Raw genomic sequence first — 20,830 nt, forward strand, 5'->3', positions numbered from 1 at the left:
ACATAACTACAGTTCATCCCGCTTCTTGGGTCTTCTGTTTTTTTCTACAAAATCGTATATATCAAATTTCTCCAGCTCCCATTTCACTACCACCTCCCAATTGGCTCGGACATCCACTTTTTCAGGATAATAAAACACCTGTTCGGGTTGCAGTTTCCGGGCGTAGTTGCCTGTGTCCCATTTGCCATTTTTATTTCTATCCAGTACCAGTTTTAAGCTGTAGCTACCCACATTAAGATACTCAAAACCCACCTTCCCTGAATTGGGTACATATTTTTGACGCACCACCTTTTCGGAGTTGTCCAGCAATTGCAACAACCAATCGTCCTCGCCATACCCCAGGTCAATTAACAATACACCGTAGGACTCCAGGGTTTTTACGCTAAACTTTTTTCCTATCGAATCGTTTTTTAGGCCATACACATCTTCTATGGCGGCCGAATCAACGCTTAAAAGATAATTCGCACCCGGGGTCCATTTTCTACTTACCGAGTAGCGGCGTTTGAAAGTGGAATCCTGACGTAAAACAAAATCTCTTTCTTCCCATAGGGTATCCACTTTTTCAAGGAGGCCGATAGCTGTTTCATCCATCAGTTTTACCGGCGTAGGCATTATAAAGTCGAAACTGCTATATACATCTACCGTAGAAGGGGATCTGGCCAGTTGTAATGTTTTTACTTTCTCAGGAACGCCCTTCTTCTGTCTGCGGCTTTCTTTCTTTTTAGGAAGCTCAAAATAATACATTCTGACCGTATCGTTGATTTGAGCCGGATTGTTTAAGGAATCCAATCCTAAATACGAAAATGCCATCGTTAAGGTATCCCTCTTGTATAATGCACTGTCCGTTATCCAAACAAACATGGTGTCATTTTTAGCGGTAGGTTCAAACACGGCCCAGTCTTCGTCAAAGGGTTCGTCTAAAACCGGTTGTAAAGAAAAATCCTCCAACGGAAGGTTAAAAAAGAAGGCTAAGGTATTGGAGTCCTTTCTTTCTTCGCCCAGTTGATATTGCTGGGTGCTCTCCTCCTTAAACAGGAACAACTTTAAATCGTTGGGCGTATAAACCAGCTCCTCGCTATAAATAACCGAGTCGGGTGCTATAGTGTCGGGCATTTCTACATATTCCATGGCAGGCGAAACAATGGTATCTAACCAGGCGATGTATTCTCCGGGTTGGTCGAACATATAATTACGATTACCGTCTTCAATAGCGTAAACCCGGTAATTACCCGGGCTTAAGTTACGAATAGCAAAACGCCCCTCTTTGTTCGTCTTTCCTAATCGCACGGGCACATCGTGGGTAAAGGCGGTGTCGTTCAGGTTTTTATGCACCATCACCAAAGCTCCTTCTACGGGTGCCAAATCAAATGCTTCCCATAAATTGCCCATAATAGCAAACGAATCAACTACCTCGCCAGTTGAAAACGAAAACACAAAGGATTCAATAGCGTTGCCTTCGTTATTGTCTTCAACGGCATCGGCAAAATCCAGCGTATAGGTGGTATTTTCTTGCAATACCTCCTCTTCGTCGAATTCAATAGAAAGCTTATTCGCCCTTTCTACAATAGTGGGTCTTTTTTTTAAGGGTGGTGAAACTACAAATTTTTGATATACATCATTCAGCTTTATAATTTCGTCAAACTCAATAGTGATTTGCTTTTTATTGAAGTTTAAAGCATTGGGTTTAGGCGTGGACTTTTTTATTTTGGGAGGGTCCATATCCTTAGGGCCGCCAGTGGGATATCCGGGGTTAGCACAAGAGTACAGGAGTAGCAGCATAGCCAGAAGACCAAAAATATAATGTCGCATCTTACAATAATATCTAAATTAGATGAAGGCACAAATTTAATTCAATTATACATTCTTAAGGCCAAATGATTAAAATAATATGATATTATTAGTGGTCCATTATTGGTAATGCACTAAATATTCTAAATTTGCCGTTATTAATCAACAAAGCACAATTTTAACAATGAACAATACAGAAAACAACAAGCCACATAAATTGCACCGAACCACCCTAATTATTGGTGCAGTATCATTAGCCCTTATCGTAATTTTAGGCATACTCTATTTCAAAAACCGGAGCGAAATGAAAGTGCTGGTAGATGAAATGGTACAAGAAAAGGAAATGCTGACCTATGAGTTTGAAAATCTGGCCTTGGATTACGACTCGCTACAAACCAGCAGCGACACGCTTAACACCATGTTGGAGAGGGAGCGCGAAAAAATATCGCACCTTATCGAGGAGATTCAGACCATAAAAGCAACCAATGCTTCCAAAATAAGAGAATACAAAAAAGAACTTACAAGTTTGCGCAGGGTAATGAAAAATTACATAGTGCAAATTGATTCGCTCAATCAAAGTAACAAAGCACTTCAGGAAGAAAACCAGCAATACAAAAAAAAGGTAACTACAATGCAAAGTACCTACAGCAAACTGGAGGTAGTGAAGGAAACGCTGCAAGAAAAGGTGGAGATAGCCTCTAAACTGGAAACCTTTAATATGGAAGCCGAGGGCCTAAACTCAAAAGGGCGTTCAACAAGAAGAACATCGCGCATTTCAAAAATTAGAATATGCTTTTCGATACAGAAAAACATAACGGCCAAGGTGGGCGAAAAAAATATTTATCTGCGGATATTACGCCCCGATGGAGCCTTGTTGTATCATAGTAAAGACGATTTATTTGAACACGAAAACCAGAAGATTAATTATTCGGCCATGCGCACCATAGAGTACGGAGGCCAGGAGCTGGATGTATGCCTGTACTATCAGGTAGATGCAGGCGAACTAACCGGTGGTGAGTATATTGCCGACGTTTTTGCCGATGGCCGCAACATAGGCACACTCCATTTCAATCTCAATTAAAATGAGGAATGTTATCGGTTATTTTCGTAACAAAACAAGGGTGCTTTGTTACGTGTGCTTTTTCATCATTGGCGGTGTACAAGCGCAGCCCGGCACTATTCCTCAGTTTCCGGAATGGATGATAGAAAAAAGGATACATGTGCTCAATTACCAAACACCCATTCTGTTAAACTATAACCCTAGCGTACAGGCTTATATTGATGTATATACAGTTAAGCGGCGTAAGCATTTGGCCAATATCATCAGTCGCTCCAAACTCTATTTCCCACTATTCGAAGAATACCTCGACAAATACAACCTGCCGCTCGAATTAAAATACTTGGCAGTCATCGAGTCCGCGCTGGATCCGCGCGCCAAGTCAACTTCAGGCGCTATGGGTTTATGGCAGTTTCTGTATCATGCCGGCAGCATGTTCAATTTAAACGTAAGCACCTATATGGATCAACGCTGCGACCCGGTTTTGGCCACCGAAGCTGCCTGCCAATACCTGGAATATCTATACCGTATTTTTAACGATTGGCAGTTGGCGCTGGCCGCATACAACGGAGGCCCCGGCGTGGTGGAAAAAGCCATTAAGCGCTCGGGTGGGATAAGAGATTATTGGCAGTTGCGCCCCTACCTGCCCGATCAGGTTAAAGGGTACGTACCTGCTTTTATCGCTGCCAATTATGTGATGCATTACCATGCTAACTACGATATTGAGGTACAAGCTCCGAAATACAGCTATCGCGATTTGGATACAGTTATGGTTCAGCAAAGCCTCACTTTTCAGCATATATCAGACGTGGTGGGCATAAGCATGGACGATCTTACCTTTTTAAACCCCGTTTTTATAAAGCAAACCATCCCCGTAGGTGACAAGCCTGTCCGCTTACTATTACCAATAAAGTACATCACGGCATTTGTACAAAACGAAGCTCTTTTATATCAAATGCCCGAGCGCAAAAAAACACCTAAGGAAAGTGCTTTTTCAGAAAAAACGGTGCATATTGTTGCCAAAGGAGAATATTTTCATAAAATAGCTATTCAGCATGGATGTACCATCAACGATATTCTAAAATGGAACGGTATAACAAGCAGGAATTTGCATCCGGGTCAGGAACTAATTATCTGGAAACAAAAGAACCCGCAAAAGTTCTTTTTTATCAAAGACGAAATTGATAATTTAGCCGAACGCAAATAGCGTGGTCGCTACTGCTTTACAAAAATATTAACCTCGAAAAAATATAAAACATGAAGCCATACGTTTATTTATTATGCTTGTTATCGATAGTTGGGATAAGTTGCAAAACGCAACCCAATTCGGATAAACCCAACCCCTCGGGAAATGCAGGAGTAATGGTTATTGTAATGAACGATGCTGTTAAAAAAACGGATGCAGGCAAAAAATTGTGGGACATGATGGTTCAGCCCATGATTGGTCTGCCGCAGGAAGAGCCCATGTTCGATGTGTCGGTTATCCCACACAGATCACTATCCGATTTTTTAAAAACCTATCGTAACCTGATTATTGTTGAAGTAGGAGCGAATATAAAGGAAGAAGGCATCCAGTTTTTCAAAGGAACGTGGGCCAAACAGCAGGCCTTGGTGCGGATATATGCCAAGGATACCGACAGCATGGAAAAGATGGTTGAAAAAAACGAAATTAAATTGGTAGGATTCTTTGCCAAAGCGGAGCAGGAACGCCTATCAACTTACTTTAAAAGCACTTTTAACCAAAACTTAAAAACAAAAATAGAAGATAAGTTTGGTTTCTCCATGACCGTACCACGTGATTTTAAACTGAGGAAAGAGGAGAATGATTTTTTATGGATGTCGCACGAAACACACAACTCAAGTTTGGGATTGATAGTTTACGAGATAGATTATGTGGGCGAAGGAAGTTTTTCAAGAGAGTACCTCTTAAATAAAAGAGACGAGGTATTGATGAACAGGATTCCCGGTCCTTCCGAAGGATCGTATATGACTACCGAGCATCAATTTCCGGTTAACTACCAGACTATTAAAATTCCCTCTGACACCAATGTGGTTGTATTACGTGGCCTCTGGAAAGTACAGGGCGATATGATGGGCGGCCCTTTTATCAGCATGGCTCATCATAACAAACAACGCAACACCATGATAATTACGGAGGGATATTCCTACAACCCCGAAAAACCTAAGAAGAGAAATATGGTTCGTCAGCTGGAAGCTATTTTACGTTCCTACGAACCCCTAAAAAAAGAAAAGTAATGGCCTTTCCCGCTACTTCGCGAAAAGATCTCGTGCAAGCTTCACGTCGTAACGAGCTGATAGTTGAAACAGGAAGACAGATACAAAAAGATTTTGGCGAGTTTGGTCTGGAAATTCACTTTACGGGCAGCGCCCAGCTGTTTTACGAAGAGCTGTTTGAACAAATGAAAGATCATGTCGCTTACCTTATCTCCGATAAATTAGATCGGTTTATGCACTTTTTGTACCGTATCGACATTAACGAAAACGACATAAAGTTGTACGAAAGCCAAATGCCCAACAAGGAGTACGACCACGTGCTAACGGAACTGATTATCCACCGCGAATTAAAAAAAGTAATCACCCGCGATTACTTTAGGCAGCAAGCAAATAAAGATCATGAACAAGGGGAGCTGGAAGGGTAAAAAAACAAGCAATGATTCTATGTAAGATTTTGCACTTTTAAGCTGTCAGGCATTACAATAAAATAAGGGGCAGCTGAAGGTATGAATCACCTTAGCCTGAACTACATATAAAATAAAAAAAACACCAGACAGAAAAACATACCGCATACCTGATATTTAAGATATAAACACATTAAAATCTATATAAAAACAAAAATATGCGTCCAATAATAAAAAAATCCATAAATATAAACCACCAAGGCCATTTGGTTTTTTTGGTGAATGAGTTAAAAGCTTTAAAGGACTTTAAATTTTCTGAAGAGGAAATTAAATATATCGAAAGTAAAACCAGCAAGAAGCATACCCTGATTCATCTGAACAGACTTTCGCAACAAGTTTTTATACGGTTTACAAACGAAGAGGGTGACGATGAAAACGAGAAGATTAGAAAAGATGGAAACAGTATTTTTAGCAAGTTGAAGAGTGAGGAAGCCAGCCAGCTTTCGTTGATTGACATCATCGGAAACAATCGTAAAACCATTGCTTTGGCCGAGGGTATAACACTGAGCGCCTATAGCTTTTTGAGATATAAAACCGAAAAGAAAGAGGACGAATTTCAATTGACGGATATAAATATAGTAAGCGCTGCTGTTGACGGGTGCGAAATAAATGAGCTGAATAATTTAATTGATGCAGTTTTTATTACGCGCGATTTAGTTAACCAACCCGTGGATAAACTAAACGCACAACAATTGGCCGATTTTATATTAGAGCAATCAAAAACAGACGGTTTAAAAGCCGAAGTTTTTAATAAGGCCAAGATAGAGGCACTTAAGTTTGGCGGACTTTTGGCGGTGAACAAAGGCAGCGTAGATCCACCTACATTTTCGGTGATGGAGTGGAAACCCGAAAATACCGTCAGCACTAAACCCTATGTATTGGTGGGTAAGGGGGTGGTTTTTGATACTGGTGGCATCAACCTGAAAACACCCCCCGGAAGCTTAGACAGCATGAAATGTGATATGGGCGGTGCTGCTTCTGTTATAGGAACAATGGTGGCCATTGCAAAAAACAAGCTCCCCCTACATGTTATCGGATTGGTGCCCGCCAGCGACAATCGTCCGGGTAAAAATGCCTATGTACCGGGCGATGTGCTTACGATGCACAATGGTCTCACCGTAGAGGTAATCAATACCGATGCCGAAGGTAGACTCCTGTTGGCCGATGCACTGAGCTATGCCAACGGATATGAACCGGAATTGGTGATAGACCTGGCCACACTCACCGGCTCTGCTGTAATGGCCATTGGCGATTATGGCACCGTAGCCATGGGAACGGCAGATGACAAAACTTTTGCAGCACTCGAAAAATCAGGATTCGCAACCCACGAACGTATCGTTAAATTTCCGTTCTGGAGTGATTATGACGAGCTGATAAAATCGGATATTGCCGACCTGAAAAACCTCGGCGGAAGAGAAGCAGGCGCAATAACAGCCGGTAAGTTTTTGTCGAAATTTGTAAAATACCCCTGGATTCACCTCGATATAGCCGGACCGGCCTTTCATCTAAAACAAAGCAGTTATCGTGGTAAAGGAGCTTCGGGTGTAGGGGTGCGTTTACTTTACCAGTTTCTGAAATCAAAAATAAAAATGTAATCGTTTCAGGCTATAGTTACATAAAAATGGCGATATTTAACCCTGTTATGCAAAATAAATTATCCGAATACTATTTTAGCATTAACCGGTCTAAAGTAAATTCGGCACAAAAAACAGATAATAGATGACGACAGATAAAATCCGATTAGGCATTAGCCACGGCGATATAAACGGTATAGGATATGAAATTATTTTTAAAGTTATTGGCGATAGCCGGATGTACGATATGTGCACACCCATCGTTTATGGCTCTTCGAAAGTAGCTGCCTACCACCGTAAAACATTAAACATTAGCAACTTTAATCTTAACAACATCCAGAGCGCCGAAGAAGCTCACCCTAAACGGGCGAATATTATCAATTGTGTTAACGACGATGTGCGCGTAGAGTTAGGCAAAGTAACAAAAATGGGAGGCGAGAGTGCCTACAAAGCATTAAAACAAGCCGTTGCCGACTTAAAGGCAGGTAAAATAGACGTACTGGTTACCGCCCCCATCAACAAAGCCAATATTCAATCGGAGGAATTCAATTTTCCGGGACATACTGAATATCTCGAAGCTGAATTTGGCGGAGGTGGTTCACTTATGCTGTTAATAAGCGATGTATTAAAAGTAGGTGTTGTAACAGGTCATATTCCACTCACCGAAGTCTCGAACAACATCAGCAAAGAAAAAATTCTGGCGAAGTTAAAAACGCTCAACCAAACGTTAAAGGAGGATTTTACCATACGCAAACCACGTATAGCCGTGCTGGGTCTTAATCCGCATGCGGGTGACGATGGTTTGATAGGCAAAGAGGAACAGGAAATCATCATCCCGGCCATTGAAGAAGCTAAAAACAAAGGAATAATGGCGCTGGGACCTTATGCTGCCGACGGCTTGTTTGGATCCAACAACCTGGCCAAGTTCGATGCTGTACTAGCCATGTACCACGATCAGGGTCTTATTCCGTTTAAAACTATTTCGTTTTCCTCCGGGGTTAATTTTACCGCCGGATTACCTATTGTCCGTACATCACCCGATCACGGAACGGCCTTTGATATTGTTGGACAAGGAATGGCCGACGAGGAATCATTCAGACAAGCCGTGTACGCCGCCATCGATATTTTCAGGAACAGAAGCAGAAACCAAGACTTGGCAAAAAATCCGCTTAAATCGTACGATATCAATAAAATGGATGACAAGTATAACGACAGAGGATCGAAGAAGAAAGTAGAATAAACTTTTGATGGCGAAGCATCATTGTGCACATACAAAAAACAGATAAATTTGTATTATAAACAGGTTTACTGCAACAAAAGGATAACTTACACGTATTGCTCATAGTTAACGTGCAGGAGCATTATTTACTTTATCAAATTAATTGAATACCTTTACACCTTCAACAGAACGGATTTAACAGCGGGAGAGATTATGAAAAATCAAAAAACATCAGCTTATATTAAGTTTTTATCTATATCGAGCAGTATTATTGCCATTTATATAGTCACACAATTATTTACTTTTTCTACGGAACCAAGTATTTCCGCCAATGAAACACCTACATTTAAAAATAGTTATTCTATTTTTAGTTTAAAGATCCCGGAGGGAATAAATTTTGCGGGTGAAAAGATTCCTTTTGAGAAACATTGGGTGAAAGAAAGTCTGGATCGTGAATTATTGGTAAACACTTATTGGCAATCGCAAACGGTACTTTTTATTAAGCGTTGTAACAGATATTTTCCTATCATTGAGCCTATTTTAAAAGAGCACAATATACCCGACGATTTTAAATATTTGGCCGTTATCGAAAGTGGTTTGATGCCTCGTGCTATTTCGCCTGCCGGTGCTGCCGGAATATGGCAATTTATGAGATCAACTGCAAGCGAATACGGCCTGGAGGTAAACAGCGAAGTAGACGAACGCTATCACCTTGAAAAAGCAACGGTAGCAGCATGCAAGTATTTTAAAAAATCGTATGCAAGCTATCAAAACTGGAGTTTAGTGGCCGCCTCGTACAATGCAGGTAAAACGGGTATCAATCGACAATTAAACTTACAAAAAGCCAACAATTACTACGATTTACTTTTAGGCGAGGAAACCGGTAGATATGTGTATAGGATAATTGCCCTGAAAGAAATTTTATCCCATCCCAACCGGTACGGATTTTATGTTGATGAAGAAGACTTATACCCTAACCTAAAAACAACCAAAATAGTTGTGGACAGCACAATAAATAATATTGCCGATTTTGCCAAAAGCAACGGCATATCCTATAAAGAGTTTAAAGATTTAAATCCCTGGCTGCGGAAAAATAAGTTAAGCAATAGTCGTAAAACGAAATACGAAATTGATTTACCTGTACAAATCGCAACCCAACAAAAAATAGAACCTAATATTGTGCCTGCCGAAACTTTTGTCCCCAACAAAATTAGTGGAAACAACATCCCGTTAAAAACCTCCGGCTTACAGGTGCAATAATTTTAAATTGAATGATTACAGAACTATATTTACCCCGGTAACAACGAAGTTTGACAACCTGAAATCAATTGAGAGCTCAGCTTGTCGACTCGTAATTCCCTATTGTTTTTTATCAATAAAGTATAGTTCGGCAGTAGCTGCTGCCTGATCTACAGATTGTGGGTTAATCACCTGGGACGAAACAAAGCTCTGCGCTTTATTCTTATTTCCTAAAACTCATGGATAGTTCAGTCAATAAGAAGGTCTACTATTAGCTGGCATATTATTTTAAAACAAATTGAGTTGAACGCTTGAGGCACATTTTATGTGTTTAAAGAGCATAGAAGTATGGATTTGTCAGGGATATAAAACAATATTCCCGTTTTTGAGTTAAGTATTATCATGGGTACGAAAATGAATAAATCGGAACAAGCCGAAGTTGATTTTGTTGAGGACGGAATAGTTTCTGTGCTGGGTGCTAGAGTACATAACCTGCAAGATATTGATGTGGTATTTCCGCGAAATAAACTGGTTGTAATCACCGGCTTAAGCGGGAGTGGTAAATCATCATTGGCTTTTGATACTATTTATGCCGAAGGACAAAGAAGGTACATCGAAACGTTTTCGGCCTATGCACGTCAATTCCTGGGCAACATGGAACGACCTGACGTTGATAAGATTACAGGCCTAAGCCCCGTAATTTCCATCGAACAAAAAACCACCAATAAAAATCCACGCTCCACCGTAGGTACCATTACCGAGATTTACGATTTTTTGCGGCTTTTATATGCCCGTGCAGCGGATGCCTACTCCTACAACACCGGCGAAAAAATGGTGAAATATACCACCGAAAAAATTCTTTCGCTGATAAAAGATAACTTTAAGGGTAAAAAAGTGATGGTATTGGCTCCTTTGGTAAAAAACCGAAAAGGACATTACAAAGAGCTTTTTGAACAAATCCGAAAAAAAGGCTACCTGCATGCCAGAGTGGATGGTGAAATAGTAGAACTGGAGCATGGTTACAAACTCGATAGGTATAAAAACCATAGTATCGAGATGGTTATCGACCGTATTAAAGTAGCTGATAAAGATGAAAAACGCCTTTCCGACTCCTTACACCTGGCCATGAAAAACGGAAAGGGCATAATGATGATGCTGGATGTGGAAAGTAACGAAGCCAAATTTTACTCTCAGAAATTAATGTGTCCATCAACGGGTATTTCCTATAACGAACCTGCCCCACACTCCTTTTCTTTCAACTCGCCGCAAGGTGCCTGTAACAAATGTAAAGGGTTGGGCAGTATAAATCTGGTTGATATTGAAAAAGTAATACCCAATGATTCTGCTACTATTTACGCAGGAGGGATTGCCCCATTGGGAAAATACAAAAACACACTTATTTTTTGGCAAATAGAAGCTTTAGCCCAAAAACATGGTTTTACCCTAAAAACACCTATCAAAGAAATTCCCGAAGATGCCTTGGATAGCATTCTGAACGGTACAAGCGAACCCATCACCTTAAAAAACACTCCCCTGGGAAGTGCCAATTATTTTATTAGTTTCGATGGTGTTATCAAATACATTCTGCAACAGCAAAGCAGCGATACGGGTAAAAAAGCAAAAAAATGGGCAGGACAATTCATCTCCTCTACCCCCTGTCCGGTGTGCAATGGGCAAAGACTTAACAAGGAAGCACTGCACTTTAAAATTAAGGATAAAAACATAGCCGACTTGTCGGGCATGGACTTAAGCTTATTGGCCGGGTGGTTTGAAGATGTAGAAGCCGGCCTGAGCGAAAAACAAAAGGCCATTGCCACCGAAATATTAAAAGAAATACGCAATAGGTTGGGGTTTTTATTAAACGTGGGGCTTGGTTATCTGTCCTTAAACCGAAGCGCCATAACCTTATCGGGGGGCGAGAGTCAGCGGATACGATTGGCCACACAAATAGGCTCACAGTTAGTTAACGTACTGTATATATTAGACGAGCCCAGCATAGGCCTGCATCAGCGCGATAACCACAGGCTGATTGAAAGCTTGCAACAATTGCGCGATACCGGAAATACCGTACTGGTGGTAGAGCACGACAAGGACATGATGATGCAGGCGGATTATCTTATCGACATGGGGCCTTATGCGGGGCGACACGGTGGCGAAGTGGTGGCGCATGGTACACCTTTACAGGTAATACAGCAAAGCACATTAACAGCCGATTATCTGAACAATAAAAAAGCCATTGAAATACCCCGCCAACGAAGAAAAGGGAATGGAAAAAAACTGGTATTGCACAAGGCAAGTGGTAACAACTTAAAAGAAGTTACCGTTAGCTTTCCGCTGGGTACTTTTATTTGTGTAACCGGGGTATCGGGCAGTGGCAAATCAACGCTGATAAACGAAACACTTTACCCCATATTAAACCAGCATGTGTACAAATCGGTAAAAGACCCCTTACCGTACAAAAAAATTGACGGCCTTAATTTGGTCGATAAGGTGGTGGAAGTGGATCAATCGCCCCTGGGCAGGACACCCCGCTCCAACCCGGCTACCTACACCAAAGTATTCGACGAGATAAGAAAACTATTTACCAACCTGCCCGAATCAAAGATAAGAGATTACAAGCCGGGACGCTTCTCATTTAACATGAAGGGAGGCCGGTGCGAAACATGTAAAGGAGGTGGCGTTCAGGTAATTGAAATGAACTTTTTACCTGATGTGATGGTAGAATGTCCCGAATGTCACGGTAAACGATACAATAGGGAAACCCTGGAGGTTCGCTATAAGGGCAAATCTATCAGCGATGTGTTGAACATGACCATCAACCAGGCGGTAGATTTCTTCGAAAGCATTCCGCAAATTGTGCAAAAGCTTAGAGTAATAAAGGAAGTGGGGCTGGGATATATCACCCTCGGACAACCCTCCACCACCCTATCGGGAGGCGAATCGCAGCGAGTGAAGCTGGCTTCGGAGCTGGCAAAAAAAGACACCGGTAACACCATTTATATTCTTGATGAGCCAACTACCGGGCTACATTTTGAGGACATAAGGGTATTACTGGCTGTACTGCAACGGCTGGTAAACAGAGGAAATACCGTTATTGTAATTGAACACAACATGGATGTAATTAAAGTAGCCGACCATATTATCGACGTTGGAAAAGAAGGTGGGCGTTTAGGTGGTGAAATACTGTGTCAGGGAACCCCGGAAAAGGTGGCCAAAAACAAAGAAAGCTACACGGCACAGTATTTAAATATTGAACTTGAAAGCCAATAATTTGATGAATGTTCGCTATCTTTATTTGCTCAGCACATCACATGCAATAATCTAAAGCAAATAAATATGAGTAAGCAAATAGAAATCAAATGTTTAAACAACCATACCTACAAAAGCTACAATAGGGGTATCACCCTAAAGGAAGTTGCCCAAGACCACAACATACAACTGCGAAGTGAAATACTGGGTGCTTTGGTAAACAATAACCTGGAGAAATTATCTTTCGAGGTCTTCCATCCCAAAACCGTTGAATTTATTGACATTACGCATCCCGATGGCATGCGCATGTACATCCGTAGTTTATCATTTTTATTGTATTATGCGGTTAAAAAAGTGTTGCCCGGCGCTAAACTTCGTGTAGAGCATTCCGTTTCTAAGGGCGTGTATTGCGAACTTAATGGTGCCCAGGATGTCAGCTTCGATCAGATTACAGAATTGGGAGATTATATGCGTATGCTTGTTGCACAAGATATACCCTTTAAATATCACGAAAAAGAAACAGATATTGTTATAAAGCAATTTGAACAAGAGGGATTTATAGATAAGATAGGTTTACTGGAAAGTCAGGGGCATAATTACTCCTCTTACTATCAGCTTAATGACACCATTGCTTCGTTTTATGGCTATCTGGTACCATCAACGGCTTATTTAAAAGTATTTGACCTGTATAAATATTACAACGGAATGTTGCTTCAGATTCCCAAACGCTTTGAGCCCGAAGTGCTGGAAGATCTCATTATTCAGAATAAGATGTTTGAGATATTTCAGGAATACAGCGATTGGAACAAAGTACTCCGGGTTACCAATATACACGATTTGAATATTCTACAAAAAAATAACAAGGCCGAAGGTCTTATCAAAGTTTCTGAAGCTTTCCACGAAAAAAAAATCGGACATATCGCTGATATGATCGCACAGCGCGAAAACAGACCCCGTATTGTCCTTATCAGTGGTCCGTCCTCCAGCGGCAAAACCACCTTTAGTAAACGATTGGCTATTCAGCTTATGGTAAACGGACTCAGACCACATACTTTATCCCTGGATAATTATTTTGTAGATCGCGAGCACACCCCCCTTGATGCGCACGGAGAATATGATTATGAAGCACTGGAAGCGCTGGACCTTAAACAAATAAACGAAGATTTATCCCTTCTTTTAAAAGGGGAAGAAATTCAACTGCCATTATTTTCATTTGAAACGGGCAAACGCTATTACAACGATACGCGCATGCAGTTAAAACAGGACGACATACTGGTTATTGAGGGCATACATGGTTTAAACCCAAAACTGACCGGCAATATCCCCGACTCAGTTAAATTTAAAGTTTACGTTTCGGCGTTAACCTCTATTAATATCGACGATCATAACCGCATACCAACAACCGATAATCGCCTAATACGACGCATTGTGCGCGACTACAAATACCGTAATTATTCGGCGCAGGAAACTTTATCGCGATGGCAGAGTGTGCGACGGGGCGAAGACAAACATATCTTTCCCTATCAGGAGGAAGCCGATGTGATGTTTAACACGGCGCTACTGTATGAGTTTGCTGTGCTAAAACAACGTGCCGAACCCATATTGCTGGAAGTAACGCGCAACAAAGCAGAATATGCCGAAGCCAATCGCTTGCTGAATTTCTTTAGCTATTTTAAACCAATACCCGACGAGAACATACCACCAACATCCATTATACGGGAGTTTTTAGGTGGAAGTAGTTTTGTATATTAACGCCTTGACAATGTTAGCCATCATACTTAACTTAGGGATTGTTAAATTACCAAAGTGATGAGCAACATTGACTGGGATATGATATTAAAGTTAATAAGCAAGAACAAAGTTGTTCCGGTTATTGGCAACGATTTACTTATCATTAAAAAGGGGGATGAACACATCCCTCTGTATGCGTATATAACGCAAAAGCTGGGTACAAAGCTAAACATTGATGTAAAGGGGCTTAACTTTAGGGAGTTTGTTCTGGAAAACCAACGTAACAGCACCCTAATGGATGAGATTGAGGACTTTTTAGAGGACATTGACAAAGAGAATATTTTAATAGTCGATCATATTGAAAAGTTGGCGAGAATTACCGGGTTTAACTTTTTTATCTCAACGAATTTCGATCCCATTTTTGAGCAAATTTTAGAACGTGAACGCTGTACCCCTCCCAAAAAAGTAAACACGATTTATTATACCCAACCACCCATAGCGCAAACATTAATTCAAGAGGATACTGACAATGTTGGACCCACGGTATTTAAAATATTAGGTTCTTTCAATAAAACATGTGCTATTACCGAAGAGGAAGTTTTAGAGTATATTTTTTCGTTAAACGACGACAATAATGTAGGCAGGTACCTGTTTGATAAATTGGAAAGAAAACGTTTGCTTTTTTTGGGTTGTGACTTTCCCAACTGGTTACTGCGGTTTTTTATCCGCTCGGTAACCCACGAACCATTCAGCATTGATTCCAAACTAAAATACATAGCTGATAATTATGTCCACAAAGACATTAAGTTATCCCATTTCTTGCAACATTTTAAAACCAGCATTGTATGTCTGTCGCAAGAGAAATACGACAACCCCATTAAGTTTATCGACGAACTATACAATAAATGGATACAACAAAACAGTACAAACCAGCAAATGAGATATAATGGTGCCATTTTTATTAGCTATAGTCACCACGATAAAGATACCGTTCTTGCGTTATACAATGAACTGCTCGCTCATGGATTTAACGTTTGGTTAGATAAAGATCAACTCCACTCCGGGGATAATTACAGGCAGCAAATCATTGAAAAGATAAGAGAATGTGATCTCTTTATCCCGGTCATCTCGCAATCCTCAATCTCCAACAAAGAAAGCTATGTGTATAGTATTGAATGGGATCGCGCTATTGCCAGAAGAAAAACACGCGAGGAGGAATCCGACACCCACTCCTTTATACACCCTATTATAATAGACGATACCCAGGTTACAGACATTGGCATACCTTCCAATTTCCGTCAATTAACTATCGCTCCCCTTGACACTCCTCAATTAATTCAAGTGCTCAAGGCACGACTAAAACCGATTAGCGATGAAAACGAAAGCGATGCAAAACATTCCGGTTAGAGCCGTGGATAGTGATCATCCTTACCTTGGCCTTTCTCCGTTTGCCGAAGCCCACAAGGATTATTTCTTTGGCAGGGACAGCGATATAACTGAACTGCTCCATTTAGTAGAAAGAAATACGATAACCACTTTAACCGGTCAATCCGGCCTCGGAAAAACATCATTGATTCAGGCGGGGCTGATGCCTAAGCTTCGAAAACTTGACTATTTCCCCATCGACCTGCGGTTTAATTTTGACATCAAAGGCAAAAGTGTCGTGGACAGCCTGAAGGATGAAATAATTGAGAAAATTAATAGCATCGACCCATCACTACCTAAATTCGAATCACAAACGCTTTGGGAATATTTTCATTCGCACAAAATCCTGGACGGTTATGCCATACCTGTATTTATTTTCGATCAGTTTGAGGAATTATTTACCCGGGGAAGCTCCAAAGACCAAAGCACCCAGGAATTGATTACCGAGCTAACTGATTTTATCGAAAATCAAACACCGCTTTCTTATCAAAACACTACCCGTAATAAAGCAAAATCTTTGGACGGCAAATCTCAGAATTACAGAGTCCTGATAAGCTTGCGCGAAGATTATTTGCCCCAGTTGGAAACATTAAGCAGGCAGATACCGTCTTTAAAGCGCAGCAGGTTTCGCATAGTTCAAATGAACAAAAAACAGGCATTGGATGCCATCCTTAAGCCGGGAAAAAACATCATTGACGAAAAAGAAGCCAAAAAAATACTGCAGCTAATTCAACTTAAAGGCAAAGAAGTTAAAGCTACGGAGGCAAGCAGTTTACATCAGGAAAAATATGAGCCCTTTATTCTGAGCCTGGTTTGTGACGAGATAAATAAAAAGCGCCTTGACAATAAGTTACCCAAAATAACTAATGAACTGCTTAAAAATATAAAGGTAGCCGATATTATGGAAGAATTCTATCTCCAGAATATCAAGTCCCTGTCGCCCGAAGCACAACAACTAATCGAAGAGAAGATGCTTACTGCCGATGGTCACAGGAAGCTGCAACCTATAGCAGACTTAATAGATTCAGAGCTAATCACTGAAGCTGAGATAAGGCAATTAATCGACCGTAGGATTCTTAGAAAAGAAATTTGGTCGGATAGGGATCATGTAGAGCTTATACACGACCGTTTAATACATATCATCGCAACCAGAAAAAAAGAACGACAAAGAAAACTGGACCGGAAAAAGAGAATAAAAATGGCTTTCATGGCAGTGGCCGGTATGATTATCGTGGTGGCAATCCCCTTAATCATTATTTGGGAGATAAAGGAAGATACTCAGCAGTTGGCACTAGAAGAAAAAAACATAGAATTAAAAGTTACTTCCGCATCACTAAGAGATGAAAAGCAAAAAGCCGATAAGCAAACAGAGATAGCAGAGGCAGAGCGGAACACAGCCATGATTTTAAGAAAAAAAGCAGAAGAGCTGAAACAGAAAGCCGATACTCAGAAAATTATTGCGGAAGAAAATGCAAGGTTAGCAAAAAAGAGATTAGAAAAAATTGAGGCAGAGCAAAGAGAAGAATTTAAAAGAACCCGGGGCAAATTCGATACCCTCCAGTATCTTAATGGAAAAAATTATTTGAAAGAACAATTTATTGCCGGTGCAGTAAATTACCTGTGGTGGAAAGGTGGTGCAGCCAGCACCGATACATTGATTTCTTTATTAAGGGAGTATGAGGCATATATCCCGGACAGATATGGATTAACCTTCCCTTCAGGTAAGATTGAATTAGTGCAGGATCAACCAGAATGGCCATTAACCTTATGTCATCACCCGGATTACTTTTTTTATTACCAGACTTTCAACTTTCATTGGAAAACATACGCCCACGAACTTGCTGAATCTTGGGGGATCCCGGTTCCGGATAAAGTTAAATTTATTACAGATAATGCTCTAAATATTAATCAAATGATAATTAAAACACCTGATGTGAAGGGTTATCATTATAAAACGCTACTAAAGAAAGGATGGACATTAATAAGCATTGCAAACATTAAAAAAGATACAAGGCTAAAGGTTTTCGTTAAAGATCGAAAAAAGGAATGGATACCCGTTAATGAACTTACCTATGGCGGGCCATATTACCTGGCTCCCAAGTGGACACAACCCGTATTTGCTGTTGCCGGGCATTATTATACCTACCCCGGAGAAAAGGGTATGGCATTCCTGTTTGCCAATCAATTGCTGGATCATCCCGAATTACTGATTAACCATGAGGTAACACGTCTATTACTTGCTGAAACCTACAAAAAAGATTCAGTTACCACGTTCGAAGCTCTCAGGGCTCGAAATGGCATTGAGGGAGTAACTAAGGATTTAATCGAAATTGTACGCTCTAATCATAAACTAAAATTCTTGCCCTTGTATCTCGACTACCTGGCCAATTATCCTAAAGATAGCAGTCAATCAGCAGCGAAGCGTGCCATTAACCACACCCTGAACCCACATATGGATAATATTGAATTGTATGGTAACAAGCATGCTCCTATCACCATACATATACCTTCAGATGAGCCAAAGCACTATGTAAAAACCCTAAACTTGCAGGAATCTGCCAAAAATTTTAAAATAAGAATTTATACGGCCAAAAATCTAAACACCCATTTTTACGAATCGTATACTTATACACTAAAACCTGAACTTGTTTCCACTATCGATGGAATTAGGAGTCGGCTAAACCAGAAGTTTGGCTTTATCGTTCCTCCTGTTAAATTTCATATTAGTGAAACCTTGGCCAAAAACGAAGTACGGATTGAAATTCTAAATCAAAGTGCATCAAACCCGCTGGCCAGCCCTGTAGCACTAAACCCAGACGCAATATTTTCTGATCTGTCGCAACTTTTATATAATCGTGCCGTTTTATTTCGCACTTATTGGATTACGCCCCAATGGACTAATGATGAATTACTAACAAATGACACAGCCTATTCGCAATGGCTAAAAAACACCTATTCTGTTACCGACTTAAAAAACATCCTACGTTCGGTATTATTGGCAGAGCAGAAGGAGAATGAATTCATCGACCAGCGGGAGTATGACAAAGCTATAAGCGCAATCCCGCTTGAGAACACAATACACCAAACCAACTGGATGTTAAAGTCATTGGTTTTTTGGTTTCAAACAGATTTTCATCCTTTGGATATTCATATGGTTCGAAAATCTCTAATTAAAACACAAGCTGCGCGCTTCGATACAACATCCCTACACTCCAACAACAGAATATCCGTCTGGATAAAACAAGGTATCAATAATTTAAACGTTAACGCGATCGATCAGGCCGAAGAATTATTTAAAAAAGCGGTTAGCAGAAATCCTAAAGAAGCGGAAAAAATATTCCTATCCATGTATCCGGACAATATTTTGTACGATATTGATAATATCTTGTCGTTTAAAATTCGGCCCGGCAGGATTGAAGATGCCACACTCCTTTACCGGAGCGAAGTAAGAGACCTGGAGCTATATATTAACAACTCCAATTATACCGACAACCCTCAAAAATACCGATCGGCACTTATCCTATTATTGAATTATTATCAGCAGAAAAGCTTTTATGAAAATACGGATGAGCTTATTGATAAATTAAACAAACTGCCCAAAAATATTGGGTGGTCCGTTCAGGATGAATACTTATTTGCATATCTCCTTTTACGAAATAATGTCAGGTACACTTCGCCAAAAAATATTTCACATATTAAAAAGCTATTTATAAAGGCCATAGAAGAGTGGCCTTCCGACGATATTTCTATCATGTATAAAGAAGTTATAGATTTAATTCGTCAGCATTTTTATGGTTTTAAATGGAGTAATGAATTATTGATTGATCTCACCAACCTTTATCCCGACCATTACTGGGTAAATTATTATATGGGGTATCACCTGGCTTCTCAAAACAATTATGAAATGATTAAACTTGCCTTAGCCTATTTAGACAAAGCCGAAGCATCTATTCCCGGGAACATAACAGCCAGAAAAGCATGGATAGATTATCACAGAGGCCAGGCCTATTACAGGTTATCGTTTTACACAGGCAAAGATGACTGGAAGAATAACGTGGATACGGGCATCCGAATTTTAAAAAGCTTAGTGGCAAATGCGGATAATTTGCCTGACAATTTAAATGCAATTTCCTATTTGTACAACCTTTATCAACAAACTAACAATACAAAAGCCGCTGAAGAAATACTGATTATTAAATCATCCGGAGAGAAAGACACTACAGGTATATTGAGGGATCAATTCATGTTTTATTTAACCAAAAAAGAATTAAGCAAAGCATCATCCATTGCAGAACGTTACCCGGACGACAAACCTTGGTATTACTTTCAACTGGCTATGGTTAAAGTATTACTGAATAGTCCTGATGCCGAATACTGCTGTAATAAATTCATCGAAGAAGATCATGACTATAAGGATTACATCCTGATGTTAAGGTACTTTCATTTAATGAAGAACGGAAAAAAGGAAGAGGCCGAGAACAAACTAAACCACAGATGGGCATCAATTGACAGAACAACCTGGAGTAACCGCCTGATGGATAATGATTTTAAGGTTTTTAGAGAGATGCTGATTGGATATTACCTGGGACATGTAGATGATAAAACCCTCTTGGAGCCATTGGCGAAGGAAACAGCATTTGAAAAGCACGGCTTCTCCAACATAAGTTCCTATCAATCGCTCCGATGCGAAGCGTTTTTTTATGCAGCGCTGTATAAGTATGCCAATGGCGATATTAAAGCCTGCAGGGAATACTTAGATACAGTTCTTTCAACAAAAATAGGCAGTTTTTATGAATATCACATGGCAGCAAACTTATTAGATACGCTTGACCCGGATTGATGCCCACCA

General features: G+C 40.3%; 12 protein-coding genes. 11 read left to right on the top strand and 1 reads right to left on the bottom strand.

All coding sequences use genetic code 11. The features are described from left to right. Window positions 1–6: 6 nt before the first annotated feature. Entirely contained in the window at window positions 7–1,809 is a 1,803-nt protein-coding gene (locus tag FN809_RS09650; RefSeq protein ID WP_142533312.1) for an Ig-like domain-containing protein, read from the bottom strand. A 163-nt stretch (window positions 1,810–1,972) separates the two neighbouring features. On the opposite strand from FN809_RS09650, the gene FN809_RS09655 reads away from it, so the two are divergent. The 11 genes from FN809_RS09655 to FN809_RS09705 all read left to right on the top strand — a co-directional run bounded on the left by FN809_RS09655 (window position 1,973) and on the right by FN809_RS09705 (window position 20,821). Then, a complete protein-coding gene (locus FN809_RS09655; RefSeq protein ID WP_246095563.1) occupies window positions 1,973–2,869 on the top strand; it encodes a hypothetical protein in 897 nt (298 codons plus the stop codon). Between the two features lies 1 nt (window position 2,870). Then, window positions 2,871–4,052 (top strand): lytic transglycosylase domain-containing protein, encoded by a 1,182-nt coding sequence (locus tag FN809_RS09660; RefSeq protein ID WP_142533314.1) that lies wholly within the window; start codon window positions 2,871–2,873, stop codon window positions 4,050–4,052. A gap of 50 nt (window positions 4,053–4,102) precedes the next feature. Then, window positions 4,103–5,101, top strand: coding sequence for a DUF4837 family protein (locus tag FN809_RS09665; protein ID WP_142533315.1), 999 nt, complete (start codon window positions 4,103–4,105; stop codon window positions 5,099–5,101). Next, the gene (locus FN809_RS09670; RefSeq protein ID WP_142533316.1) at window positions 5,101–5,505 is read left to right on the top strand and encodes a hypothetical protein; all 405 of its coding nucleotides are present in this window, start codon (window positions 5,101–5,103) and stop codon (window positions 5,503–5,505) included. The genes FN809_RS09665 and FN809_RS09670 overlap by 1 nt, the downstream gene beginning before the upstream one ends. A gap of 197 nt (window positions 5,506–5,702) precedes the next feature. After that, window positions 5,703–7,139, top strand: coding sequence for a leucyl aminopeptidase family protein (locus FN809_RS09675; RefSeq protein ID WP_142533317.1), 1,437 nt, complete (start codon window positions 5,703–5,705; stop codon window positions 7,137–7,139). A gap of 124 nt (window positions 7,140–7,263) precedes the next feature. Then, the gene (pdxA, locus tag FN809_RS09680) at window positions 7,264–8,358 is read left to right on the top strand and encodes a 4-hydroxythreonine-4-phosphate dehydrogenase PdxA (protein ID WP_142533318.1); all 1,095 of its coding nucleotides are present in this window, start codon (window positions 7,264–7,266) and stop codon (window positions 8,356–8,358) included. Window positions 8,359–8,550: 192 nt separating this feature from the next. Further along, on the top strand, window positions 8,551–9,597 hold the full coding sequence (locus FN809_RS09685) for a lytic transglycosylase domain-containing protein (RefSeq protein WP_142533319.1): 1,047 nt from the start codon (window positions 8,551–8,553) through the stop codon (window positions 9,595–9,597). 393 nt (window positions 9,598–9,990) lie between these two features. Then, entirely contained in the window at window positions 9,991–12,846 is a 2,856-nt protein-coding gene (uvrA, locus tag FN809_RS09690; RefSeq protein ID WP_142533320.1) for an excinuclease ABC subunit UvrA, read from the top strand. A 66-nt stretch (window positions 12,847–12,912) separates the two neighbouring features. Beyond that, complete coding sequence (locus FN809_RS09695) at window positions 12,913–14,577, top strand: nucleoside kinase (protein WP_142533321.1); 1,665 nt, start codon at window positions 12,913–12,915, stop codon at window positions 14,575–14,577. A 57-nt stretch (window positions 14,578–14,634) separates the two neighbouring features. Continuing rightward, on the top strand, window positions 14,635–15,963 hold the full coding sequence (locus FN809_RS09700) for a toll/interleukin-1 receptor domain-containing protein (protein ID WP_142533322.1): 1,329 nt from the start codon (window positions 14,635–14,637) through the stop codon (window positions 15,961–15,963). Further along, window positions 15,929–20,821, top strand: coding sequence for an nSTAND1 domain-containing NTPase (locus FN809_RS09705; protein ID WP_142533323.1), 4,893 nt, complete (start codon window positions 15,929–15,931; stop codon window positions 20,819–20,821). The genes FN809_RS09700 and FN809_RS09705 overlap by 35 nt, the downstream gene beginning before the upstream one ends. The last annotated feature ends 9 nt before the right edge of the window (window positions 20,822–20,830 follow it).

This window comes from Saccharicrinis carchari, assembly GCF_900182605.1.
Lineage (GTDB): Bacteria > Bacteroidota > Bacteroidia > Bacteroidales > Marinilabiliaceae > Saccharicrinis > Saccharicrinis carchari.